At 62.6% G+C, this 18,440-nt stretch carries 14 protein-coding genes; all 14 read right to left on the bottom strand.

Going from position 1 to position 18,440, the window contains the following annotated elements; translation table 11 throughout:
* Positions 1-64 precede the first annotated feature (64 nt).
* Positions 65-1,732, bottom strand: coding sequence for a sigma-54-dependent Fis family transcriptional regulator (locus ACFQ6H_RS15520; protein ID WP_378537775.1), 1,668 nt, complete (start codon positions 1,730-1,732; stop codon positions 65-67).
* A gap of 4 nt (positions 1,733-1,736) precedes the next feature.
* On the bottom strand, positions 1,737-3,374 hold the full coding sequence (locus ACFQ6H_RS15515) for an AMP-binding protein (RefSeq protein ID WP_378647065.1): 1,638 nt from the start codon (positions 3,372-3,374) through the stop codon (positions 1,737-1,739).
* Between the two features lie 166 nt (positions 3,375-3,540).
* On the bottom strand, positions 3,541-4,911 hold the full coding sequence (locus tag ACFQ6H_RS15510) for an MFS transporter (RefSeq protein WP_378447250.1): 1,371 nt from the start codon (positions 4,909-4,911) through the stop codon (positions 3,541-3,543).
* A gap of 236 nt (positions 4,912-5,147) precedes the next feature.
* The gene (locus ACFQ6H_RS15505) at positions 5,148-5,687 is read right to left on the bottom strand and encodes a hypothetical protein (RefSeq protein WP_378647063.1); all 540 of its coding nucleotides are present in this window, start codon (positions 5,685-5,687) and stop codon (positions 5,148-5,150) included.
* A gap of 142 nt (positions 5,688-5,829) precedes the next feature.
* Positions 5,830-7,128: an HAD family hydrolase gene (locus ACFQ6H_RS15500; protein WP_378647061.1), complete on the bottom strand. Its 1,299-nt coding sequence runs from the start codon at positions 7,126-7,128 to the stop codon at positions 5,830-5,832.
* A gap of 82 nt (positions 7,129-7,210) precedes the next feature.
* Positions 7,211-7,984 carry an ethanolamine ammonia-lyase subunit EutC gene (gene eutC / locus ACFQ6H_RS15495; RefSeq protein WP_378537764.1) on the bottom strand — a complete coding sequence of 258 codons (774 nt, stop codon included), beginning with the start codon at positions 7,982-7,984 and terminating at the stop codon, positions 7,211-7,213.
* Positions 7,981-9,405, bottom strand: coding sequence for an ethanolamine ammonia-lyase subunit EutB (locus ACFQ6H_RS15490; protein ID WP_378548791.1), 1,425 nt, complete (start codon positions 9,403-9,405; stop codon positions 7,981-7,983). The genes eutC and ACFQ6H_RS15490 overlap by 4 nt, the downstream gene beginning before the upstream one ends.
* A complete protein-coding gene (eat, locus tag ACFQ6H_RS15485) occupies positions 9,402-10,874 on the bottom strand; it encodes an ethanolamine permease (RefSeq protein ID WP_003941913.1) in 1,473 nt (490 codons plus the stop codon). Before eat ends, ACFQ6H_RS15490 begins: the two co-directional genes overlap by 4 nt.
* A gap of 141 nt (positions 10,875-11,015) precedes the next feature.
* Positions 11,016-11,576: a DUF779 domain-containing protein gene (locus ACFQ6H_RS15480; RefSeq protein ID WP_378537760.1), complete on the bottom strand. Its 561-nt coding sequence runs from the start codon at positions 11,574-11,576 to the stop codon at positions 11,016-11,018.
* Positions 11,577-11,665: 89 nt separating this feature from the next.
* Positions 11,666-13,189 carry an aldehyde dehydrogenase gene (gene adh / locus ACFQ6H_RS15475; RefSeq protein ID WP_007730158.1) on the bottom strand — a complete coding sequence of 508 codons (1,524 nt, stop codon included), beginning with the start codon at positions 13,187-13,189 and terminating at the stop codon, positions 11,666-11,668.
* Between the two features lie 143 nt (positions 13,190-13,332).
* Positions 13,333-14,646 (bottom strand): helix-turn-helix domain-containing protein, encoded by a 1,314-nt coding sequence (locus ACFQ6H_RS15470; RefSeq protein ID WP_019744245.1) that lies wholly within the window; start codon positions 14,644-14,646, stop codon positions 13,333-13,335.
* Between the two features lie 106 nt (positions 14,647-14,752).
* Complete coding sequence (gene mftG, locus ACFQ6H_RS15465; protein ID WP_378548788.1) at positions 14,753-16,234, bottom strand: mycofactocin system GMC family oxidoreductase MftG; 1,482 nt, start codon at positions 16,232-16,234, stop codon at positions 14,753-14,755.
* On the bottom strand, positions 16,231-17,628 hold the full coding sequence (gene mftF, locus ACFQ6H_RS15460; RefSeq protein ID WP_378537756.1) for a mycofactocin biosynthesis glycosyltransferase MftF: 1,398 nt from the start codon (positions 17,626-17,628) through the stop codon (positions 16,231-16,233). Before mftF ends, mftG begins: the two co-directional genes overlap by 4 nt.
* Positions 17,629-17,725: 97 nt before the next feature.
* Positions 17,726-18,418: a mycofactocin biosynthesis peptidyl-dipeptidase MftE gene (gene mftE, locus ACFQ6H_RS15455; protein WP_378647059.1), complete on the bottom strand. Its 693-nt coding sequence runs from the start codon at positions 18,416-18,418 to the stop codon at positions 17,726-17,728.
* Positions 18,419-18,440: the final 22 nt, after the last annotated feature.

The raw sequence follows: 18,440 nt of genomic DNA, 5'->3' as shown, positions 1-18,440 counted from the left end.
ATACTTCCGCGCTTCCGAGGGTGCTAACTGTCCGAACTTTGTACAACTGGAATCGGACAGCGAACTACACAGTGATGTCCAGCGCCCGCATACGAGTGTAGAGAGTGCTTCGGCTGATGCCGAGCTGCGCCGACGCGTGAACCTTGTTGCCGCCGCAGTCTTTCAACGCTCCGATGATCGCCTGACGCTCGGCCTTCTCCCGCCCCGCCAACCGCGACACCTTGGTGGTGGTGCGGTAGTCCTCGGGCAGATCGGCGACGTCGATGCGGTTGTTGGAGCGATCGCCTGAGGCACGATGCAGCACGACGCGTAACTCGGCCAGATTGCCCGGCCAACTGGCCGCCGCGAGCGCTTCGGTAGCACTGGCGGTCAACCTCAGTTCGGGCGAGATCCCTTCCAACATCGCCTGCGCCAACTCGGCGATCTCTGCTTGTCGCTCACGCAGTGGGGCTATGACAACCCTGGAAGCACAACGCGAGATGAGCGATGCGATGGTCGGCGGTAGATCCGCTACCGCGCCGCTGGTCAGCACGATCCGCGGCCCCTCGGCGCTCGCATCGATCAGGTCTGCAACCAGCGGCAACACCGAATCGGGAAGAAGTTGCACCTGTTCGATCACGACGACGCCCGAACGCTTACGGGCGGCTCGCACAAGATCGGTAACCCATTGCTCACGTCCGTCGAATGCAATCCGCGTGGCATCGAGCCAACTCGCGTCGATGCTGCCGACGACGTCCGATGCTGCCGAGGTTCGGCCCGAACCCGCCTCACCCGAGATCGCCACGGCGGCAGAACCAGCCCGCGCTCGCACCAAGTCTCGGCGCAGTCGTTCGCCCGGAGACGGGGCCCGCTCATGAGTTCTACGAATCGGCGCCCGTTCACGCTGGAGTGGTTCGACCAGGAAGAGCGCCCCGCCGTCCGCCCCGGAAATCCGGTCGGCCTGAACTCGCGCCAGCGCACCGGACGCCAATTCGACTGTCACCAATCGTGATTGATCCGGGTTGAGATCGGCGATCAAGGAACGGAGCGATACGTGATCAGCAGTGTCCAGCAGGTCGAGGGCGGTTCGATTACTCAGCAGGATGTCGTCGCCGATGGCCGCAACGGCAATGTGACGCTGATGCGAAACTCGTTGGAATGCGTCGACCAGTCGCTGCTCCGACGCTTTCGATCCCTCGAGCAGGCGCTTCTCGATGTCCGCTGCCGCACGCGCCAGGAATGGCGCGAACAGTGGGTTGGCTTGCGAGACAACGCCGGTCATGTCGAGAATTCCCTCGACGCGGCGGGTGACGGGATGCAGGATCGGCTGGCCGTAGCAGCTCAATCCTTTGAGGCTGTCGAGGAAATGCTCGTCACCGTGGATCACCACACTGCGTCCGACCTCGAGCGGCGTACCGAGCGCGTTGGTACCAGCGTGCTCTTCTCCGAAGCGTGAACCGTTGACGACGCCCAACCGCTCGATCGTCCGCTCGACTCGACTGTCGGAGTACACCGAGGCGACCACTCGGCAGTCCCGATCGGCCAGCAGGACGCAGAACCCGGTGCCCGCGATCTGTTGCGAAACCTCGTCGAGCACAGGTGCGGCGGCCCGAAGCAGACGAGATTCGCCGTCCTGCTCCTCGGTGTCCACGGCGATGGCCGACGACGGGTCGAGGCCACTGAGTCGAGAGCGCTTCCAGGAGAGCGCGATCTCGGGGCGTACCGGCTCACGCTCCCCTGGGTTCGCGGACATACTCTCAGGCCTGACCGATCAATTCGATCGCCTGTTCTCGCATCGCGATCTTGCGGACCTTGCCCGTGACTGTCATCGGGAACTCGTCCACGACGTGGACGTACCGCGGAATCTTGTAGTGCGCGAGCTTGCCGGTGCAGAATGCACGGACCGAATCGGCGTCCAGATCGTCTGCGCCTTCGCGCATCTGGACCCACACCATCAATTCCTCGCCGTACTTTGCATCGGGTACACCGATGACCTGAGCATCGAGAATGTCGGGGTGGGTGTAGAGGAATTCCTCGATCTCACGCGGATAGACGTTCTCACCACCGCGGATGACCATGTCCTTGATGCGTCCGGTGATAGCGACGTACCCGGCCTCGTCCATCACTCCGATGTCTCCGGTGTGCATCCACCTGGCAGCGTCGATCGCCTCGGCGGTCTTCTCCGGGTTCTCCCAGTAGCCGAGCATGACCGAGTACCCACGTGTGCACAGCTCACCAGGTTCGCCGCGCGGTACCGTCAATCCGGTTGCCGGATCGACGATCTTGATCTCGAGGTGCGGCCCCACCCGTCCGACCGTTTCGGTGCGCTGCTCGATCGAATCGTCCGAGCGAGTCTGCAGCGACACCGGTGATGTCTCCGTCATTCCGTAGCAGATGGACACCTCCGCCATCCCCATGCGATCGATGACCTGCTTCATCACCTCGACCGGGCAGGGTGAACCGGCCATGATGCCGGTGCGAAGGCTCGACAGATCGAAGCTGTCGAAGTCCGGCAAGGCCAACTCTGCGATGAACATCGTCGGAACGCCGTAGAGGGATGTGCACTTTTCGGCCTGAACAGCTTCGAGCGAAGCACGCGGATCGAACGCCGGACCCGGAATGACCATGGCAGCACCGTGAGTGGTGCACGCAAGGTTGCCCATCACCATGCCGAAGCAGTGGTAGAACGGCACCGGGATGCACACCCGATCCACCTCGCTGTAGTGGCACAACTCGCCGACGAAGTAGCCGTTGTTGAGGATGTTGTGGTGACTGAGCGTCGCGCCCTTCGGGAAACCGGTAGTGCCCGAGGTGTATTGGATGTTGATCGCGTCGTCGGCTGACAATGAGGCTTGGGCAGCGGCGAGCGGAGCCGGATCGTTTGCCTGCGCCGCCAACCCGTCTGCAAGCACTGAGTCCCACTCGGGTGAACCGAGCAGGATCACCGACGTCAGATCGGGGCACTGCGGCCGCACCGTCTCGATCATCGACGCGTAATCCGAAGTCTTGAAGCTCGCCGCAGACACCAGCGTCGAGATCCCGGCCTGCTCGAGCACGTACTGCAACTCGTGCGAGCGGTACGCCGGGTTGATGTTGACCAGGATCGCCCCGATCTTTGCCGTCGCATATTGCGTGAACGTCCATTCCGGACAGTTCGGAGCCCATATCCCTACCCGATCGCCCTTCCCCACACCACGGGAAAGAAGTCCGGCAGCGAGCCCGTTCACCTGCTCGGCGAACTCCCGGTACGTCCATCGTCGACCGCTGGCATGGTCGATCAACGCATCACGGTCACCGTGCGCGGCAACCGTGCGATCCAGGTTGTCTCCGATGGTGTCGCCCAGCATCGGACCGTCCCATACTCCGGACGTATAGCTGGGCAGCGGGGTACTCATGTGTTCTGTCCTCTCCGGTTACCTGTTCAGGCACCTATGAGAGGGGCCGCCGAAGCGGACCCTCTCATCTACGAATTTACTCGATTCGGTGTGATGCACGACATACTTCCCGGTGCGGGGTGGCCGTAACTGTCTGAAGTCCGGACACCCCACCCGCCTGCTGTGGTTACAGGGCGTGATCCTTGGTCTCGACGAGCGCCCAGGTGCAGATCAGGCTCAGCACACCCAGGATCGCCAGCATGACTCCGATGGCCATGCTCCCGTAGGCCGAGGCCAGTGGTGCGGCGATCAGCGGCGGCACTGCGCCACCGAGCACTCCGGCGAGGTTGTAGCCGAGGCCGGCACCGGTGTAGCGGTAGCGGGTCTGGAACATTTCCGGAAGCAGCGCACCGCAGGGGCCGTAGGCGATTCCGAAGATCATCAGCGTGCCGAACATTCCGATGACGAAGGCGATCGGCGATCCCGTGTCGAGGAGCGGGAACAGCACGAGAGCCCAGACGACGGCCAGACCACACGAGATCATGATGACCTTGCGACGCCCGATGCGGTCCGAGTACAGAGCGGAGACGATGATCGCCGCACCGAAAACGAAGGCGGAAGCGATACCGACCGACAGGACGAACGGGCGGGAGAAGCCGAGAGTCTTGGTTCCGTAGCTCGTGAGGAATGCCGTGCCCATGTAGAAGAACGCGAAGAGGCAAGCCAAGGCGCCGGCCGAGAGCAGGATCTCCTTGGTCTGGAACCGCCAGGCATCCAGGAACGGGAGGGTGCGAGGTGCTTCGTTCTTCTGCTCTGCGACGCGCTCTGCCTGCTCCGCCTTGAAGACCGGAGTCTCCTCGATAGCGAGTCGCATGTAGAGGCCGATGCCGACCAACACGATCGAGAACAGGAACGGAATACGCCAGCCGTAGTCGAGGAAGGCCTGGTTGGTATCGCCGAGGACAGCGCCGGTGATGAGGAAGGTACTGCTCGAGAGCACGAAGGCAATTGCGGGGCCGAGCTGCGGGAACATCGCGTACAGACCACGTTTGCCCGGTGGAGCGTATTCCGCGGTAAGCAGGGTTGCGCCTGCCCATTCACCACCGACCGCGAAGCCTTGGCCGAATCGCAAGAGCACCAGGATGATCGGAGCGGCAACACCGATAGTTGCCGCACCGGGCAGCAAGCCGATCAGCAGCGTCGAGATGCCCATGAGCAGGAGCGTCGAGATCAGAGTCTTCTTGCGACCGATGCGATCGCCGAAGTGTCCGAACAACATTGCGCCGACGGGGCGGGCGATGAAGGCGACTGCGAAGGTCGCAAACGATGCGACAGTTCCCGCGGTGGCACCGAGTGCGGGGAAGAACACCGTCGGAAAGACAAGTGCTGCAGCAGTTCCGTAGATGAAGAAGTCGTAGAACTCGATGGTCGTGCCGATGCAACTCGCGATGGCGACGCGCCGCACGCTGGTGGTCTGCGGGGGTTGCGTCGCACCTGCGGCACTCGCGCCCCCGGCGCCGGCGGCACTGGTGCCGCCTGTGGGAGAGACTGTGGTCACTCGATTCCTCCGTGGTCCTATGGTGTCGCCCTGTGGGCATCACCGTCGATAGGAGGAAAGGTAGTGATGTGGCTCACCCCTGCACTACCCCCGAAAGGGGGTAAGAGTGACCTCGGTCACGACTTGTATGCAATGGTAACGAGTTTCACGACCTCGAACACAACGTGGGCCGCACGATTCATTTCTCACGAATCGGGCGACCCACGCTGAGCGGAGTCAAAATCCAAAGCTACGGATCAAGCCTTACCGGCAGCCCCGAACAGTTCCTGACGGATCTCTCCCCACACCGTGGCGTAGGAGTCGATGATCGGTTCCGAAATCCACTTGGACTCCCCCGCTTGAACTTTCGCGAGAGCATCCGAGAAGAGATCCTGGTAGCGGGACAACCGCGGAACGAATGCTGACAAATCGTCGAACAGGTTTGCAGCCCGGCGGTCCAGCTCGGCAAGGGAATTCGCGTCTGCGTCGTCGATAAGTGCAACGAACTCCTCGTCCAGCGGAACGAAAGCCTCGTACACCTCGACGATGGAGTCCTCGTCGATCGAAACCCGCTCAGCGTCCAACTGATCTTCGAGTTCCGCGAGGCCTTTCTCAGTCAGGCTGATGGCACCTTCTGCTTCGACCGCTTTGCCCTGCGCGACAAGTGCGTCGTACGCAGCTTGACCGGACGCTGCGCTGACGCCCAGGTGCTCGGCCAGTACAACCGCTCCGACCCGCTCCTTGAGACGTACTGCTTGGAGCAGTGCCAGTTCGTCCACATTGCCAGCGAAGGCCATCGATTTCTCCTACTCACGTGCCGCCACTGCGGCTCCAGCATCTCAGCGGACACCCAAGGGTTTCCGCAGCCCGACAAAGGGCTCGACAGAATCAGATCACACGCTGATCGATCGTTGTGAAGTCACCGCAGCAAGCCGGCTGTCAGGCGACGGTATCGACCTGATCGGGAATCACGCTGCCGTCCTCGCGAGTGACGGCGCCTTTGGCCCCGGCCGCGTCGGTGTACGCGTCGGTCGAGCAACGATAAGGTGCATCCGCCTGGGATTTCGGTTCGATGAACATGGGGTTGACCAGCCATTTTCCATCACTGTTGTCGTAGGCGTTGCACATCAGTTCAGGGTTGTTGCGGTTGATCACCAGACGCGCACCGGTCGCATCTCCGAGGAAGGTCACGTCGGTGACAGAATCACCGGCAGCAAATACCTGACGCCGATCGGCGGCCAACTGCTCGAACGCCGTAGGCCCGACGACCCCGTAGACAACCTCGTTGACCTGGCACCGCTTGCCGTCGATGTACGGAATGACCGAGTCGTCGCCGTCCGCAACGCCACCACATCCACGAAGGCGGCCGGTCAGAACACCGTCCTCGGCGATCGGCCGCACACCCATCACGTGATCGGCGTCCAATCCCAGCTGTTCCGCCCAGACTCGAACTACCGGTTCGGCCGACGCGGAGATGATCCGCACGTCGAATCCATGAGCGCCGAGGGATTTCACCAAATCTTCGATTTGCGCGTAGTAACGCACCGAGCCGTCGACTTCCGTGGTACCGACGATCTGATCGGATCCTTCTGCGGCAGCTAGATTCTCGGCGCGTGCGGCGCGCGCGTACTCGGTGATCTCGTCCTCGGTGTGCCCCGCCATCAACTGCACGGCCCACGCGTACGCTGCCTTGGTCCGGCGGTGATCGTAACCGTCGAATGCGGCCTGCCCGTCGCGAGTCTTCTCTTCGAGTACCGCAACGATCTCGTCGGCGCAGTCGACGTCGGTGCTGGTTGCCAACGGTTGTCCCGGCGCGGTCTCCGAGCCACAGGCGGCGGAAAGTGCGGAAGCGCCGGCTGGCGTCATGAAGCGACTGGTGGTTGCCCAGTCCCCTCCGGCAGGCTGTAACACCTTGTTGTTCTTGATCATCCAGAAGGCAGTGGCGCTTCCGATGTCGTTCTTGACAACTGTGTTGTCCCAGTCGAAGAGCGCCAACGGAGCACCCTTATCGACATCACCTGCAGCACCGCACGTCCCGAACTCCGCGATCATGGAGTCCAGCTTCGTTCGGTTGTCGCCGTACCAGACAAGACCTGAATCCAGTGGCGCGCAGGATGAACCACTCTGCGCCGCATCCTCTTTCGGAGCACTTTCGGTTGAACTACAAGCAGTTGCACTCAACAGAACACTACCTACGGCCAACGCGCACAGGGCGCGGGCATGCAGCGAACGGAACATCGATTCCCTCGTTTTCGTCGTGATTCGGGTACGACGGCACACCCGAGTGTCGATCGACCCGGGTATGCCGTGCAGCTGTCAATTAATCGAGCGTCAGCACTTCTCCCGACGCAACGGCGTCGGCGCGAGAGGTGTCCTTGAGGTCGACGCCGGAGCGGCCCAACTGGCGCGCTCCCGCCACCAGCCCCAGGACGACACGAGCGGCCTGCTCGTATCCGAGCCCCTCGGGTGGGTGGACGTTGGAAATGCAGTTTCGATCCGCGTCGGTGCGACCGACGCGTGGAAGGTGAGTCAGATAGATCCCGACGCTGTCCGCAACAGAGAGCCCTGGACGTTCGCCGATCAGGACGATCGCCGTCTGCACTCCCATCGCGGCGGCGATGTGATCGCCCAGTGCCACACGCGCGTTCGTGGCGATCACGGGCGGCGCTATGGAATACCGCTCTCCCAGCACCGTGACCAACGCGGACAGGAGTTGTTCGCCGTGGTCCATCAGCGCGCGCGGCGACAGTCCGTCGGCGAGGATGAACCCGATCTCCTTGTCAGAACTCGAGATCGCACTCAGGTCGGCAGGCTGGCGTCCCAGATCTGGTCTCCGGAGATACTCGCTGCGCGAGGAGACACTGCTCGCCACGACCACCGGTGCCCCGATACCCACCCCTTCGACCCGACTGGCAAGCGTCTGCGAATCGAGTGGCTCGTGGACTGCGTCGCGAGCGGCGGCGTGCGCTGCCTTGAATTCGAGAACCCGCTTCGTGGGCAACGAATCACCGGCGCGACCCAACCCGATACGCGATTGTGTGGTCTTGCGCAGTGGACCCCAGAAATCGAGGATCGGAGCCTGATCTTCGGTCATGAGTTCACCGTCAAAGCCCGCAGCGGCGACATTTCGGCGTCGATCGGAAGAACCCGACCGTTTGCGTCGGTCATCCCCAAATTGTGGAGCCAGGTCTCGAACTCCGGGGCGGGCTGCAAACCGAGGACCTTGCGTACGTACAGCGCGTCGTGGAACGCCAGACTTTGATAGCCGAGCATCACGTCGTCGGCGCCAGGAACCGCGATCACGAACGCAGCGCCGGCGACGCCCAGCAGGGTGAGGAGGTTGTCCATGTCGTCTTGATCGGCTTCGGCGTGGTTGGTGTAGCAGACGTCCACTCCCATCGGCAGCCCGAGCAGTTTTCCGCAGAAGTGATCTTCCAAGCCCGCACGAATGATCTGCTTGCCGTCGTAGAGATACTCGGGGCCGATGAAGCCGACCACCGTGTTGACCAGCAGCGGTTCGAGATCACGTGCCACCGCGTATGCCCGGGTTTCGAGTGTCTGCTGATCGACCGGGGCTCCGCCGGTGCCGTGGTGCGCCCCAGAACTCAGGGCGGACCCCTGACCCGTCTCGAGGTACATGACGTTGTTGCCGACCGTTCCGCGGTTCAACGAACGCCCGGCCTCGTTGCCCTCGCGCAACAGCGGAATGTTCACTCCGAAACCGGAGTTGGCGCCTTCGGTGCCGGCGATCGATTGGAAAACCAGATCGACCGGTACCCCCGATTCGATCAGTCCGATCGTGGTGGTCACGTGCGAGAGCACACACGACTGAGTTGGGATCTCGAAACGCTGACGGATGTCGTCGAGCAGGTGGAGCAGATCCGAGGTGGCCTGGGGAGAGTCCGTCGCGGGATTGATACCGATGACGGCGTCGCCGCATCCCATCAGGAGACCGTCGAGTGTTGCCGCCGCGATGCCGCGTGGATCGTCCGTCGGATGATTTGGTTGCAGTCGAGTGCTCAACCGACCAGGCAGACCGATGGTCGTACGGAACCCCGCGGTGACCGTGATGGCCTTGGCGACAGCGATCAGGTCCTGATTGCGCATGATCTTGCTTACCGCGGCAACCATTTCCGGGGTGAGCCCGGGACTGACGGCAGACAAGCGTGCGGAAGCTTCCGGCGCCGACGCCGTCTCGAGCAACCAGTCCCGCAGTCCGCCGACGGTCAGGTGTGCCACCGGTGCAAAGGCCAGGCGATCGTGGCTGTCGATGATGAGCCGAGTCACCTCGTCGTCCTCGTACGGAACCACAAGATCCTCGAGGAATACAGTCAGGGGAAGGTCAGCCAGAACCCATTGGGCAGCAGCACGTTCGGCGTCGGAGCTTGCCGCGCAACCGGCGAGCTCGTCGCCCGAGCGCAGCGGTGTCGCCTTCGCCATCAGATCGACGAGACCGTCGAACGAGTAGTTGGTTCCGGATACCTGCTGGTGATACTTGGCCATCCCGCGACTCATCCCAATTCTTCTTCCGCCTGTGCAAGTACAGCAAACTCCTCGTCCGGCGAGTTGGCAACAAGGTGGTGGCGACTGTAGAGACCGAAGTACGCCATGAGAACACCGAAGGCGACCAACGTCAGCAGTGCTGCAACGGGATCCACCAGGAAGGTTGCCACCACGGACACTGCTGCGATCACGAGTGCAAACGAGGTGGTGGCGATACCGCCGGGAGTGCGGTACGGGCGCGGCATGTTCGGCTCACGCTTGCGAAGGACGATGTGACTCACCATCATCAGGACGTAGCTGACTGCCGCGCCGAACACGGCCATGTTGAGCAACATGGCACCTTCACCGGTGAGCGAGAGCGCGAAGCCGATGATTCCGGGAACGACGAGAGCAAGAGTGGGTGCCTTGCGCTTGTTGGTCACCGACAGGTTCTTCGGCAGGTAGCCGGCACGTGAGAGCGCGAACGTCTGACGCGAATATGCGTACATGATCGAGAAGAAGCTCGCGACCAGACCGGCAAGCCCGATGTAGTTGACCGCCTTTGCCGCTCCGCTGTCCCCCAGAGCCTCGACGAGCGGATTTCCGGAGGTGGACAGGGCGTCGGCACCGAGCGCGCCCGTGGCGAGAAAGAGGACCGTTGCGCCTGTGACGATCAGGATCAACATGCTGATGATGATGCCGCGCGGGACGTTCTTCTCCGGCTCGCGTGCTTCCTCGGCGGCCAGCGGTACACCTTCGACGGCGAGGAAGAACCAGATCGCGAAGGGCACGGCGGCCCAAATTCCCAGCAGACCGAACGGCAGGAACGACGACGATCCAACGGCGCTGGTGTCGACGGCGATATCGGTGAGGTTGGACGAATCGAAAAGGCCGACAGCCGAAACCGCGAACACGACCAGGCCGACGAGTGCGATGGCCGTGATGATGAACATCGCCTTGAGTGCCTCACCGGCACCGGTGAGGTGAATGCCGATGAAGATCGCATACACCGCGAGGTACACCCACCACCCGTCGGTGATCCCGAACAGGTTCAGGGACTCGACGTACGCACCGATGAACGTCGCGATCGCCGCGGGCGCTATCGAGTACTCGATGAGAATTGCTGTGCCGGTGGCAAATCCACCCCAGGGACCCATGGCCCGTCTGGCGAACGTGTACCCGCCACCCGCAGCCGGAAGCGCCGAAGACATCTCGGCCATACCGAGCACCATCGCCAGGTACATACCCGCGATGACGACGGCCGCGATGAGAAGGCCACCGAAGCCGCCTTCGGCCAGCCCGTTGTTCCAGCCGGCGTAGTCACCGGAAATCACATAGCTGACGCCCAACCCCGCAAGCAGCACCCACCCTGCTGTTCCCTTTCGGAGTGTTCGTTTCTCCAGATACGAATTGTCTTCCGCGTGGAAGTCGGCGCCGTCGTGGTGTGCACCCGCGGCACCGGCGTTTTTGCCGGTTGCGTGGTCGGAAAGAGACATGTCCATCCTCTGAATCGGTCAAGAATGAGACGACGCACGGTGGATGCGTCGCGTGAAATGAACGGTATGTGGGCGATGTACGGAGAAGGTCGCCTGGAGATGACCGCGCTGTTAACTGGCTGTCATGTGGTCGGCCCCCGAGTTTCTTCAGGCCCGGCGCGCCGCACCCGGCACCGGGCAGGCATCGACGGCCTCGGCGACCACCTGGGGAACCGTCGGCGGCAGAGGCCGCACGCCCGCTTCCCAATCTGCGCCGACGAGAATGCTCGACGCGCCGAGTGCTTCGTTCTCTTCCGGCGTGAATGCCCTTGCTCGACTGAGGAATCTGAATCCTTCAGGAGACTCCAAGCTGAATCCACCGCCTCGCCCGGGCACGACGTCCAGAACCAACTGGGTGTGCTTCCAGGCTTCGAACTGTGATCCGGAAATCCAGACCTGTACAGCGTCCGTTCCGGTGGGAAGGTCTTCGGGAATCTCTCCGACAGCAAGCCGGAGGTCGACAATTCCAAGTAGTACGTCACGGTCTCCGACGATGAATTCCCCTGAGGGATAACACATCGGGGCGGAGCCGTCACAGCATCCACCGGATTGATGCATCATCAGTTCGCCGTGAGTCCCGCTGAGGCGGCGCAGGAGGTCAGCCGCCCCAGCGGTGGTCACCAACCGGGGTGGAACGGCGCCGGTATCGGGTGTGACCGTGGCGCTCATTCCAACCTCCGTGTTGTTGTGCAGGTGTGCATGTTGCAGTCGTGCTCACCGGCACCCGCAGCGAGGGGCTCACGGGTGCCGGGGGTCGATCAGAAGAAGCCCTGAGCCTTCTGGGCGTAGCTGACCAGGAGGTTCTTGGTCTGCTGGTAGTGCGAGAGCATCATCAGGTGGTTCTCGCGGCCGATGCCGGACTGCTTGTATCCACCGAAGGCGGCGTGTGCCGGGTACTGGTGGTACGTGTTGGTCCAGACGCGACCGGCCTGGATGTCACGGCCAGCGCGGTACGCAACTCCGCCGTCGCGGGACCAGACACCGGCACCCAAACCGTAGAGGGTGTCGTTGGCGATTTCGATGGCCTCGTCGTAGTCCTTGAACGAGGTGACCGAGACGACTGGTCCGAAGATCTCCTCCTGGAAGATGCGCATCTTGTTGTTGCCGGTGAAGACAGTCGGCTGGACGTAGTAGCCGCCGGACAGGTCTCCGCCGAGTTCGGCCCGCTCGCCGCCGGTGATGACCTTGGCGCCTTCGGCCTTGCCGATCTCGATGTACGAGAGGATTTTCTCGAGCTGGTCGTTGCTGGCCTGCGCGCCGATCATGGTGTCGGTGTCGAGCGGATCTCCTTGGCGCACAGCCTTGGTGCGGATGGCTGCCATCGCGAGGAACTCGTCGAAGATGTCTTCCTGGATCAGCGAACGCGACGGGCAGGTGCAGACCTCGCCCTGGTTGAGGGCGAACATCGTGAAGCCCTCGAGCGCCTTGTCCTGGTAGTCGTCGTTGGAAGCGAGAACGTCGGAGAAGAAGATGTTGGGGCTCTTGCCACCGAGTTCGAGGGTGACGGGGATGAGGTTCTGCGATGCGTACTGCATGATCAAGCGACCGGTGGTGGTTTCGCCGGTGAACGCGATCTTCTTGATTCGCGGGCTCGACGCCAGCGGCTTTCCGGCCTCGACGCCGAAGCCGTTGACGATGTTGAGAACACCGGCAGGCAGCAGGTCACCGATGATGCCGATGAGGTGCAGGATCGAGACGGGTGTCTGCTCGGCAGGCTTGAGCACGATGGCATTGCCGGCAGCGAGGGCGGGCGCAAGCTTCCACACGGCCATGAGGATCGGGAAGTTCCACGGAATGATCTGACCGACTACACCGAGCGGCTCGTGGAAGTGGTAGGCCACGGTGTCGGAATTGATCTCCGAGAGCGAACCTTCCTGTGCGCGAATAGCTCCCGCGAAGTAACGGAAGTGATCGATGGCGAGCGGAATGTCGGCGTTGAGGGTCTCGCGGATCGGCTTGCCGTTGTCCCACGACTCGGCGAGTGCGATGGATTCGAGGTTCTCCTCCATACGATCAGCGATCTTGTTCAAGATGATCGCGCGCTCGGCGACCGAGGTCTTGCCCCAGGCCGGAGCTGCTGCGTGCGCTGCGTCGAGAGCGAGCTCGATGTCTTCTGCGGTGGAACGGGCCACATCACAGAAATTCTGTCCGGTCACCGGTGTCGGGTTCTCGAAGTACTGGCCCTTGACCGGAGCAACCCATTCGTTGCCGATCCAGTTGTCGTATCGAGACTGGAAGGACATGATCGCGTCGGCGGTACCTGGGCGGGCGTACACGGTCATTGCAAGCTCCTATGTAAACGTGTTCTTCCTGGGCGCACCCACCAAATCGGTGACTGCAATCCCACCCCCCGGTGGGGTGTGATTCACAACACTAGGAGTTGCAACGTTGCAAGTACGTTGCGTGCGAGAGACGAAGCTGAATCTCAGATGCCCAATTGGCGGTCGAGGAGATCAATTCTTGCTTGGACCTGCGAATACAGCGGAGATTGCGGATCCAACGTGGACAGGTAGGCCTCCCACACGACGGAGTCTTCGCGGCCGTGTACGGACGTGGTCCACCGAGCCAGAAGGTTGGCGTCACCTCCACGCAGCAAAGCCGCCTGCACCCTGGTGCGCAGCTCTTCCCGGACCTCTTCGATCCCAGGAGAGGCCGAGCCGGCCAGCACGGGGCCCGAATACAGTTTCATCGCCGTCGCCGCGTCGCCACGATCCAACGCTGCGCGCACGTCGCCGACGTCTGTCGTGAACTCCGTGATGATCCGATAGGGTCGCGAAGCCAGCCGGTCGGCGCCGAAAACCTTACGAAGCCGCGACATTTCCGCGCGAATGGTCACTGCGTCGAGTTCACCCTCGTCGAGCAGGACTGCAAGGTGGTCGGAGCTGAGACCCTCCGGATGTTCGGAAAGCAGAAGGAGAATCTCGGCGTGACGCTGCGAAATCGGAATTCGGTCGCCGCCGCGAACCAACGTCGGCCGGCCTGCACCGAAGGTCTCGAGGCGTGGAGCCGTGGCGCTGAGTGGGATGGGCGAGTTCAAGAGGTGGAATCGCAATTCCGATTCGGCGGCAGCAACAGTTGCACGGATCAGCGACAGTACTTCGGGAACCGCGACCCTGGGTCCACCGGTGATGTCGATGGCACCGAGGATTTGCCCAGTGGTGGGGTCGTGGACGGGTGCAGCCGAACAACTCCAGTCGTGCACGGTTCGGTTGAAATGCTCGGATCCGAATATCTGTACGGAGTGATCGAGAGCAAGCGCCGTTCCCGGCGCGTTGGTACCGACACGATCTTCGCTCCAGTCGGCGCCTTCGACGAAGTTCATGGACAACGCCTTGTCCTTGGCCGAATTGTCACCCTCTACCCAGAGCAGTCGACCGTGTGCGTCACTGATCGCGATCAGCAAGCCGGTCTCGGCAGCATCTTCCACCAGCAGTTTCCGGATCACTGGACGTATCAGGGACATGGGATGCGCGGATCGATACTTTTCGAGCTCGAGCCCTTCGAGCATTTCAGGGTTGCCGACAACGTCGGGATTTACTCCCTTGTTGCGGCTCCGCATCCAGGATTCGAGCACGACCGAACGGACATGAGAGTCGTCGGTAAGTCCTTGGCCGGGCACGCCCCGGGCATCGATGAACGACTGATGGGCAGACGAAAGTCGCCGCGCTAGTAACGCGACGTCATCGCCTGGCCTGACCGCCACCCACGGGTTGCCGGACACAGCCTGTTCACGTGCCATATTTTGCGTTCCTCCGCTCCGTGGACCACTGTAACGCCGATCACAACTCATCGGCGAGAACGACCATTCGGTTTGCCTCTCAGCCCCTGCCTGTTGCCGCTCCTGGTCACTCGTCACCGAGCAGGATGGCGCTTGCTCGCTCCGCGACCATGACCGCGGTCGCGTGCGGGCCGCGAGTCGGGATCGTCGGCAGGATTGACGTGTCAACAATACTGAGCCCTTGCGCACCGATCACACGGCACCGACCATCGACGACTGCGAACGGGTCCGACTCAGCCCCCATCACGCAGCTACCGGACATGTGCAACGACGTTCCTAGCCGGGATTCGATCCACTCGTCGGTGTACTCCACAACGGGGCGGTCGATCAATCCTGTCTCGGCGATCGACGCGAGAAGATTCTCGGCGATCTGCATCCCTTCCCGAATGGCAGCTCGATCGTGCGCCGACGCGACGTAGTTGTATCGAATACGCGGCGCCCCAGCGGGATCCCCCGATGCCAGTTCGATGCTTCCCCGACTGCGCGGCGCCATGAGGACCACCCCGACGCCGTGATCCATGCGAGGCACACCAGGAACCAGGTCCGTGAAAGACGCAGTGTACGGACGGATTTCGAGTTCGGCGAGATTGAGGGCCGTCTCCAGCACCGGAGTCTGTGATCGAATCGTGCGGGGCGTCGAAAAATGGTACGGCAGCAGCACTTCCGGATGGTCGACGAAGTTCTGGCCGACGCCAGGTCGGTCGAGGATGACGGAAACTCCTTGCTCTGCAAGTTGTTCCGCCGGACCGATGCCGGAATTCAAGAGAATATGTGGCGTCGCCACCGCACCCGAACACACGATCACGTGGTCGGCACGAATGCGCCGGACGTTACCGCCGTCGAGTACGTCGACGCCGATCGCTCGGGTTCCCGAGAATGCGATACGAATGACGTTCACGCCGGATTCCACCCGCAAATTCGGGCGGTGCAACACCGGCATCAGATAGGCGACCGCAGTACTGATCCGACGATGATCCGATACGTTCAGCGGCACCCGGCCGACGCCGAACGAGTCAGGCGCATTTTTGTCGACGTCGTCGGGAAAACCAGCTGCGAGTGCTGCGGCCTGGAACTCACCGCTCAGTGGATGCAGTTGGTCCCACGCTCGCCGCTCGACCGGGATCGGACCGCCGCTCCCGTGGAACTCGCCCTCGAAATCACGATCGGATTCGGACTTCTTGAAGTACGGCAATACGTCGTCGTATCGCCACGAACTCGGCCAGTTTTCGAAATCGGCGCGGGTTGCGCGGGTGAAGTACGCGCCGTTGACAGCCCCGGACCCACCGAGTGTCCGCCCGCGCGCGATCGTGGACGCCCGACGCGGTGTCAACTCGACCGGATACGTCCACGTGTATTCGCTCGCAGGTCCAACCGGCAGTCGGTACGGATCACTCAGGACGTCCGGAAGTTCGAGCGCCGAACGGTATCCGCTTCCCGATTCGAGGAGCATCACCGTGGCGGATGGATCTTCACTGAGCCTGGCTGCGACGACGCAGCCACACGTGCCACCACCGACAACCAGAAAATCTGCGTAGTCGGCTTCTGTCACTTGGTGATTCGAGGTTTCAGCGCCGCACAGTCGCGGGCGTCGAATGCGCCACGCCAGAGTCCGGCTCCATAAGCGATGTCGTCTGCTCGTTTGAAGAAGACGTACCGAACCGGTCCCAGTCCGCCTGGCTCACGGTGGCGATACCAGTCCACCAACCCTTCGGCGACGGCCGCTGCGACGGCCAGTCGTCGTATTCGACGGGAGGCGATCACCGCCAAGAGCGTCACGGGCCAGTAGTGACGACACATCGCCGATGCGAGTTGCCAGAATCCGCCGACACACCCTTGCGCGGTGAGGATGGCCGCGATCCGGGTGGGCTGACTCAGACCGGTGAACATTTTTCGCAGCCGGTAGACGGTGAACAGCAAAGCGCCGAGTGCGCCGGCAAGACCGGAACGTGTCAGTGTTGCGGCGGCGATGCATGCGAAGAGCGTCGAGAACGACATCGCCATCGGCGGAACCGAACCCTCGTGCCTGGCAGCCAACGGCGCCGCACCCGTCCCGTAGAACGCACGCCTGGCGAACCACTTGTCGAACTGCACTCGATGATCGTGAGCGACGTGCGCTACCGGTTCGTACCTCAGGCGCCAACCAGCAGCCTGTAGGCGCCAGCAGAAATCGACGTCCTCGGCTACTTCGAGACTCTCGTCGAAACCGTTGCATTCGAGCGCTACGTCGCGCCGGACGATCACGGCGGCGCTGGGGACATAGGCGACCGGACTGCCCGATTTCACCGCAGCTTCCTTGCGTCCGAGGTCGAGAGACGATCGCATATTCTCGTACCGCGCCAGCGCCGTCCCGTATGGATCGAGGGCGACGATGCGGGGCGCAACGAGGGCAACCCCTGGATCGCTGAAGTGACCCAACATCAGCTCGAGCCAACCGGCACGCGGGATGACGTCGGAGTCGAGGAAAGCTACGAAACGTGTTTGGGCCGAACGCAATCCCGAGTTTCTCGCTGCCGAGGGTCCGCGGGCACTCTCGTGCCGGACCACTGTGATGGTGCCGGTGCCCGGGCAGGCGCGACGGGGCTCCACCGGCACTTCCGAACCGTCGTCGACAACGATGACGGTCAGATCCTTGAGGACGGGCAATAGGCGTTCGACGCCGGCCTGGTTGTCCTTGACCGGAATCACGACCGTGACATCGGCAGCGGACGGCGTCGACATCGGACGAGGATTCGCGACACCCGAATCGAGAAGGTGTCGCGCAACCGCAGCGCTCTGCTGATCGACCACCTCGAGGAAGCCGTCACCGATCATCGCCGCAGCCGTCGGAGCCAGCTTGAGCATCCGCGTCGGAGATCCGCCGATGAGTACCCGGCCACCCGAGTACGTGCGCACCTTGGGGTCCAACCGAATGCCGAAGCCGTCGGGGAGTCTTGCTGGTCGCATCAGGTGATCGTAAGGGACGTAGCCCGTCGTGCTGCAACTCGTCGCAGCCTCGAAAGCCGTCGCAGGTGGACCGTCCGCCCCCACTCGGTCGTGGTCGTCACCGAAGCCTCCCATCTGGACCAGGCTCCCACCGGGCCAGTCCATCCGTCACGCGTCCTACCAACTCACCGAAGATGTATGCGCCGTCTTCGGCGGTAGCCCCGACTGGATTGCCGAGAACGCCGTTTTGCGACACAGCGACCATACCGCCCGAACGCATTCCTGGCATCAGGTCTGAGATAGGAGACAAATTTCCGGTCTCAGCAAGGCTCATGTGCACCAAATCGGGCGAAAGGTGCAGCAATAGGCTCGTTTCAGTGTGCCCGGCATGCGCGTCGGCACCCGCAACAGCGCACGGCGCCCAAGCGGCATCACGCCCCTCATACCGCAGAAGTGCCACCGCTTTGGCCAATGCGGGTCCATTTCCGCCGTGACCGTTGACGAACAGCACCCGCTTCGCCCACCGGAATGCGGACCTTCCGTACTCGACTACGACGATTTCCATAGCCTCGGCACCGATCGAGACAGTGCCGGCAAAACCTTCGTGCTCTCCGCTCGCCCCGTATTCGACGGCCGGGGCCACGACGACGTCGGGCAGGGCCTGTGCGACTGCTCTCGCGATCCGAGTGTCCGTATCGAGAGGCAGGTGCGGTCCGTGTTGTTCGAAAGAACCGACCGGGACTACGACGGTGAGCGCAGTGCCCTCGAGCGCCGGACTCGGGATGGAGGCAAGGTCACGCGGAGAACTCATCCCCCGATGGTATTGGTGCCGG

Source organism: Rhodococcus sp. NPDC056506 (assembly GCF_042794945.1).
Classification (GTDB): Bacteria; Actinomycetota; Actinomycetes; order Mycobacteriales; family Mycobacteriaceae; genus Rhodococcus_F.
This window is presented reverse-complemented; position numbering and strand designations above follow the sequence as displayed.

What these genes read in the sequence shown, in the direction of transcription:
- mftE (WP_378647059.1), bottom strand. Translation starts at nt 18,418, where the DNA reads ATGAGTTCTCCGCGTGACCTTGCCTCCATCCCGAGTCCGGCGCTCGAG.
- adh (WP_007730158.1), bottom strand. Translation starts at nt 13,189, where the DNA reads ATGACCGTGTACGCCCGCCCAGGTACCGCCGACGCGATCATGTCCTTC.
- eutC (WP_378537764.1), bottom strand. Translation starts at nt 7,984, where the DNA reads ATGACCGAAGATCAGGCTCCGATCCTCGATTTCTGGGGTCCACTGCGC.
- ACFQ6H_RS15480 (WP_378537760.1), bottom strand. Translation starts at nt 11,576, where the DNA reads ATGAGCGCCACGGTCACACCCGATACCGGCGCCGTTCCACCCCGGTTG.
- ACFQ6H_RS15505 (WP_378647063.1), bottom strand. Translation starts at nt 5,687, where the DNA reads ATGGCCTTCGCTGGCAATGTGGACGAACTGGCACTGCTCCAAGCAGTA.
- ACFQ6H_RS15515 (WP_378647065.1), bottom strand. Translation starts at nt 3,374, where the DNA reads ATGAGTACCCCGCTGCCCAGCTATACGTCCGGAGTATGGGACGGTCCG.
- eat (WP_003941913.1), bottom strand. Translation starts at nt 10,874, where the DNA reads ATGGACATGTCTCTTTCCGACCACGCAACCGGCAAAAACGCCGGTGCC.
- ACFQ6H_RS15470 (WP_019744245.1), bottom strand. Translation starts at nt 14,646, where the DNA reads ATGGCACGTGAACAGGCTGTGTCCGGCAACCCGTGGGTGGCGGTCAGG.
- mftF (WP_378537756.1), bottom strand. Translation starts at nt 17,628, where the DNA reads ATGCGACCAGCAAGACTCCCCGACGGCTTCGGCATTCGGTTGGACCCC.
- ACFQ6H_RS15490 (WP_378548791.1), bottom strand. Translation starts at nt 9,405, where the DNA reads ATGAGTCGCGGGATGGCCAAGTATCACCAGCAGGTATCCGGAACCAAC.
- ACFQ6H_RS15500 (WP_378647061.1), bottom strand. Translation starts at nt 7,128, where the DNA reads ATGTTCCGTTCGCTGCATGCCCGCGCCCTGTGCGCGTTGGCCGTAGGT.
- ACFQ6H_RS15520 (WP_378537775.1), bottom strand. Translation starts at nt 1,732, where the DNA reads ATGTCCGCGAACCCAGGGGAGCGTGAGCCGGTACGCCCCGAGATCGCG.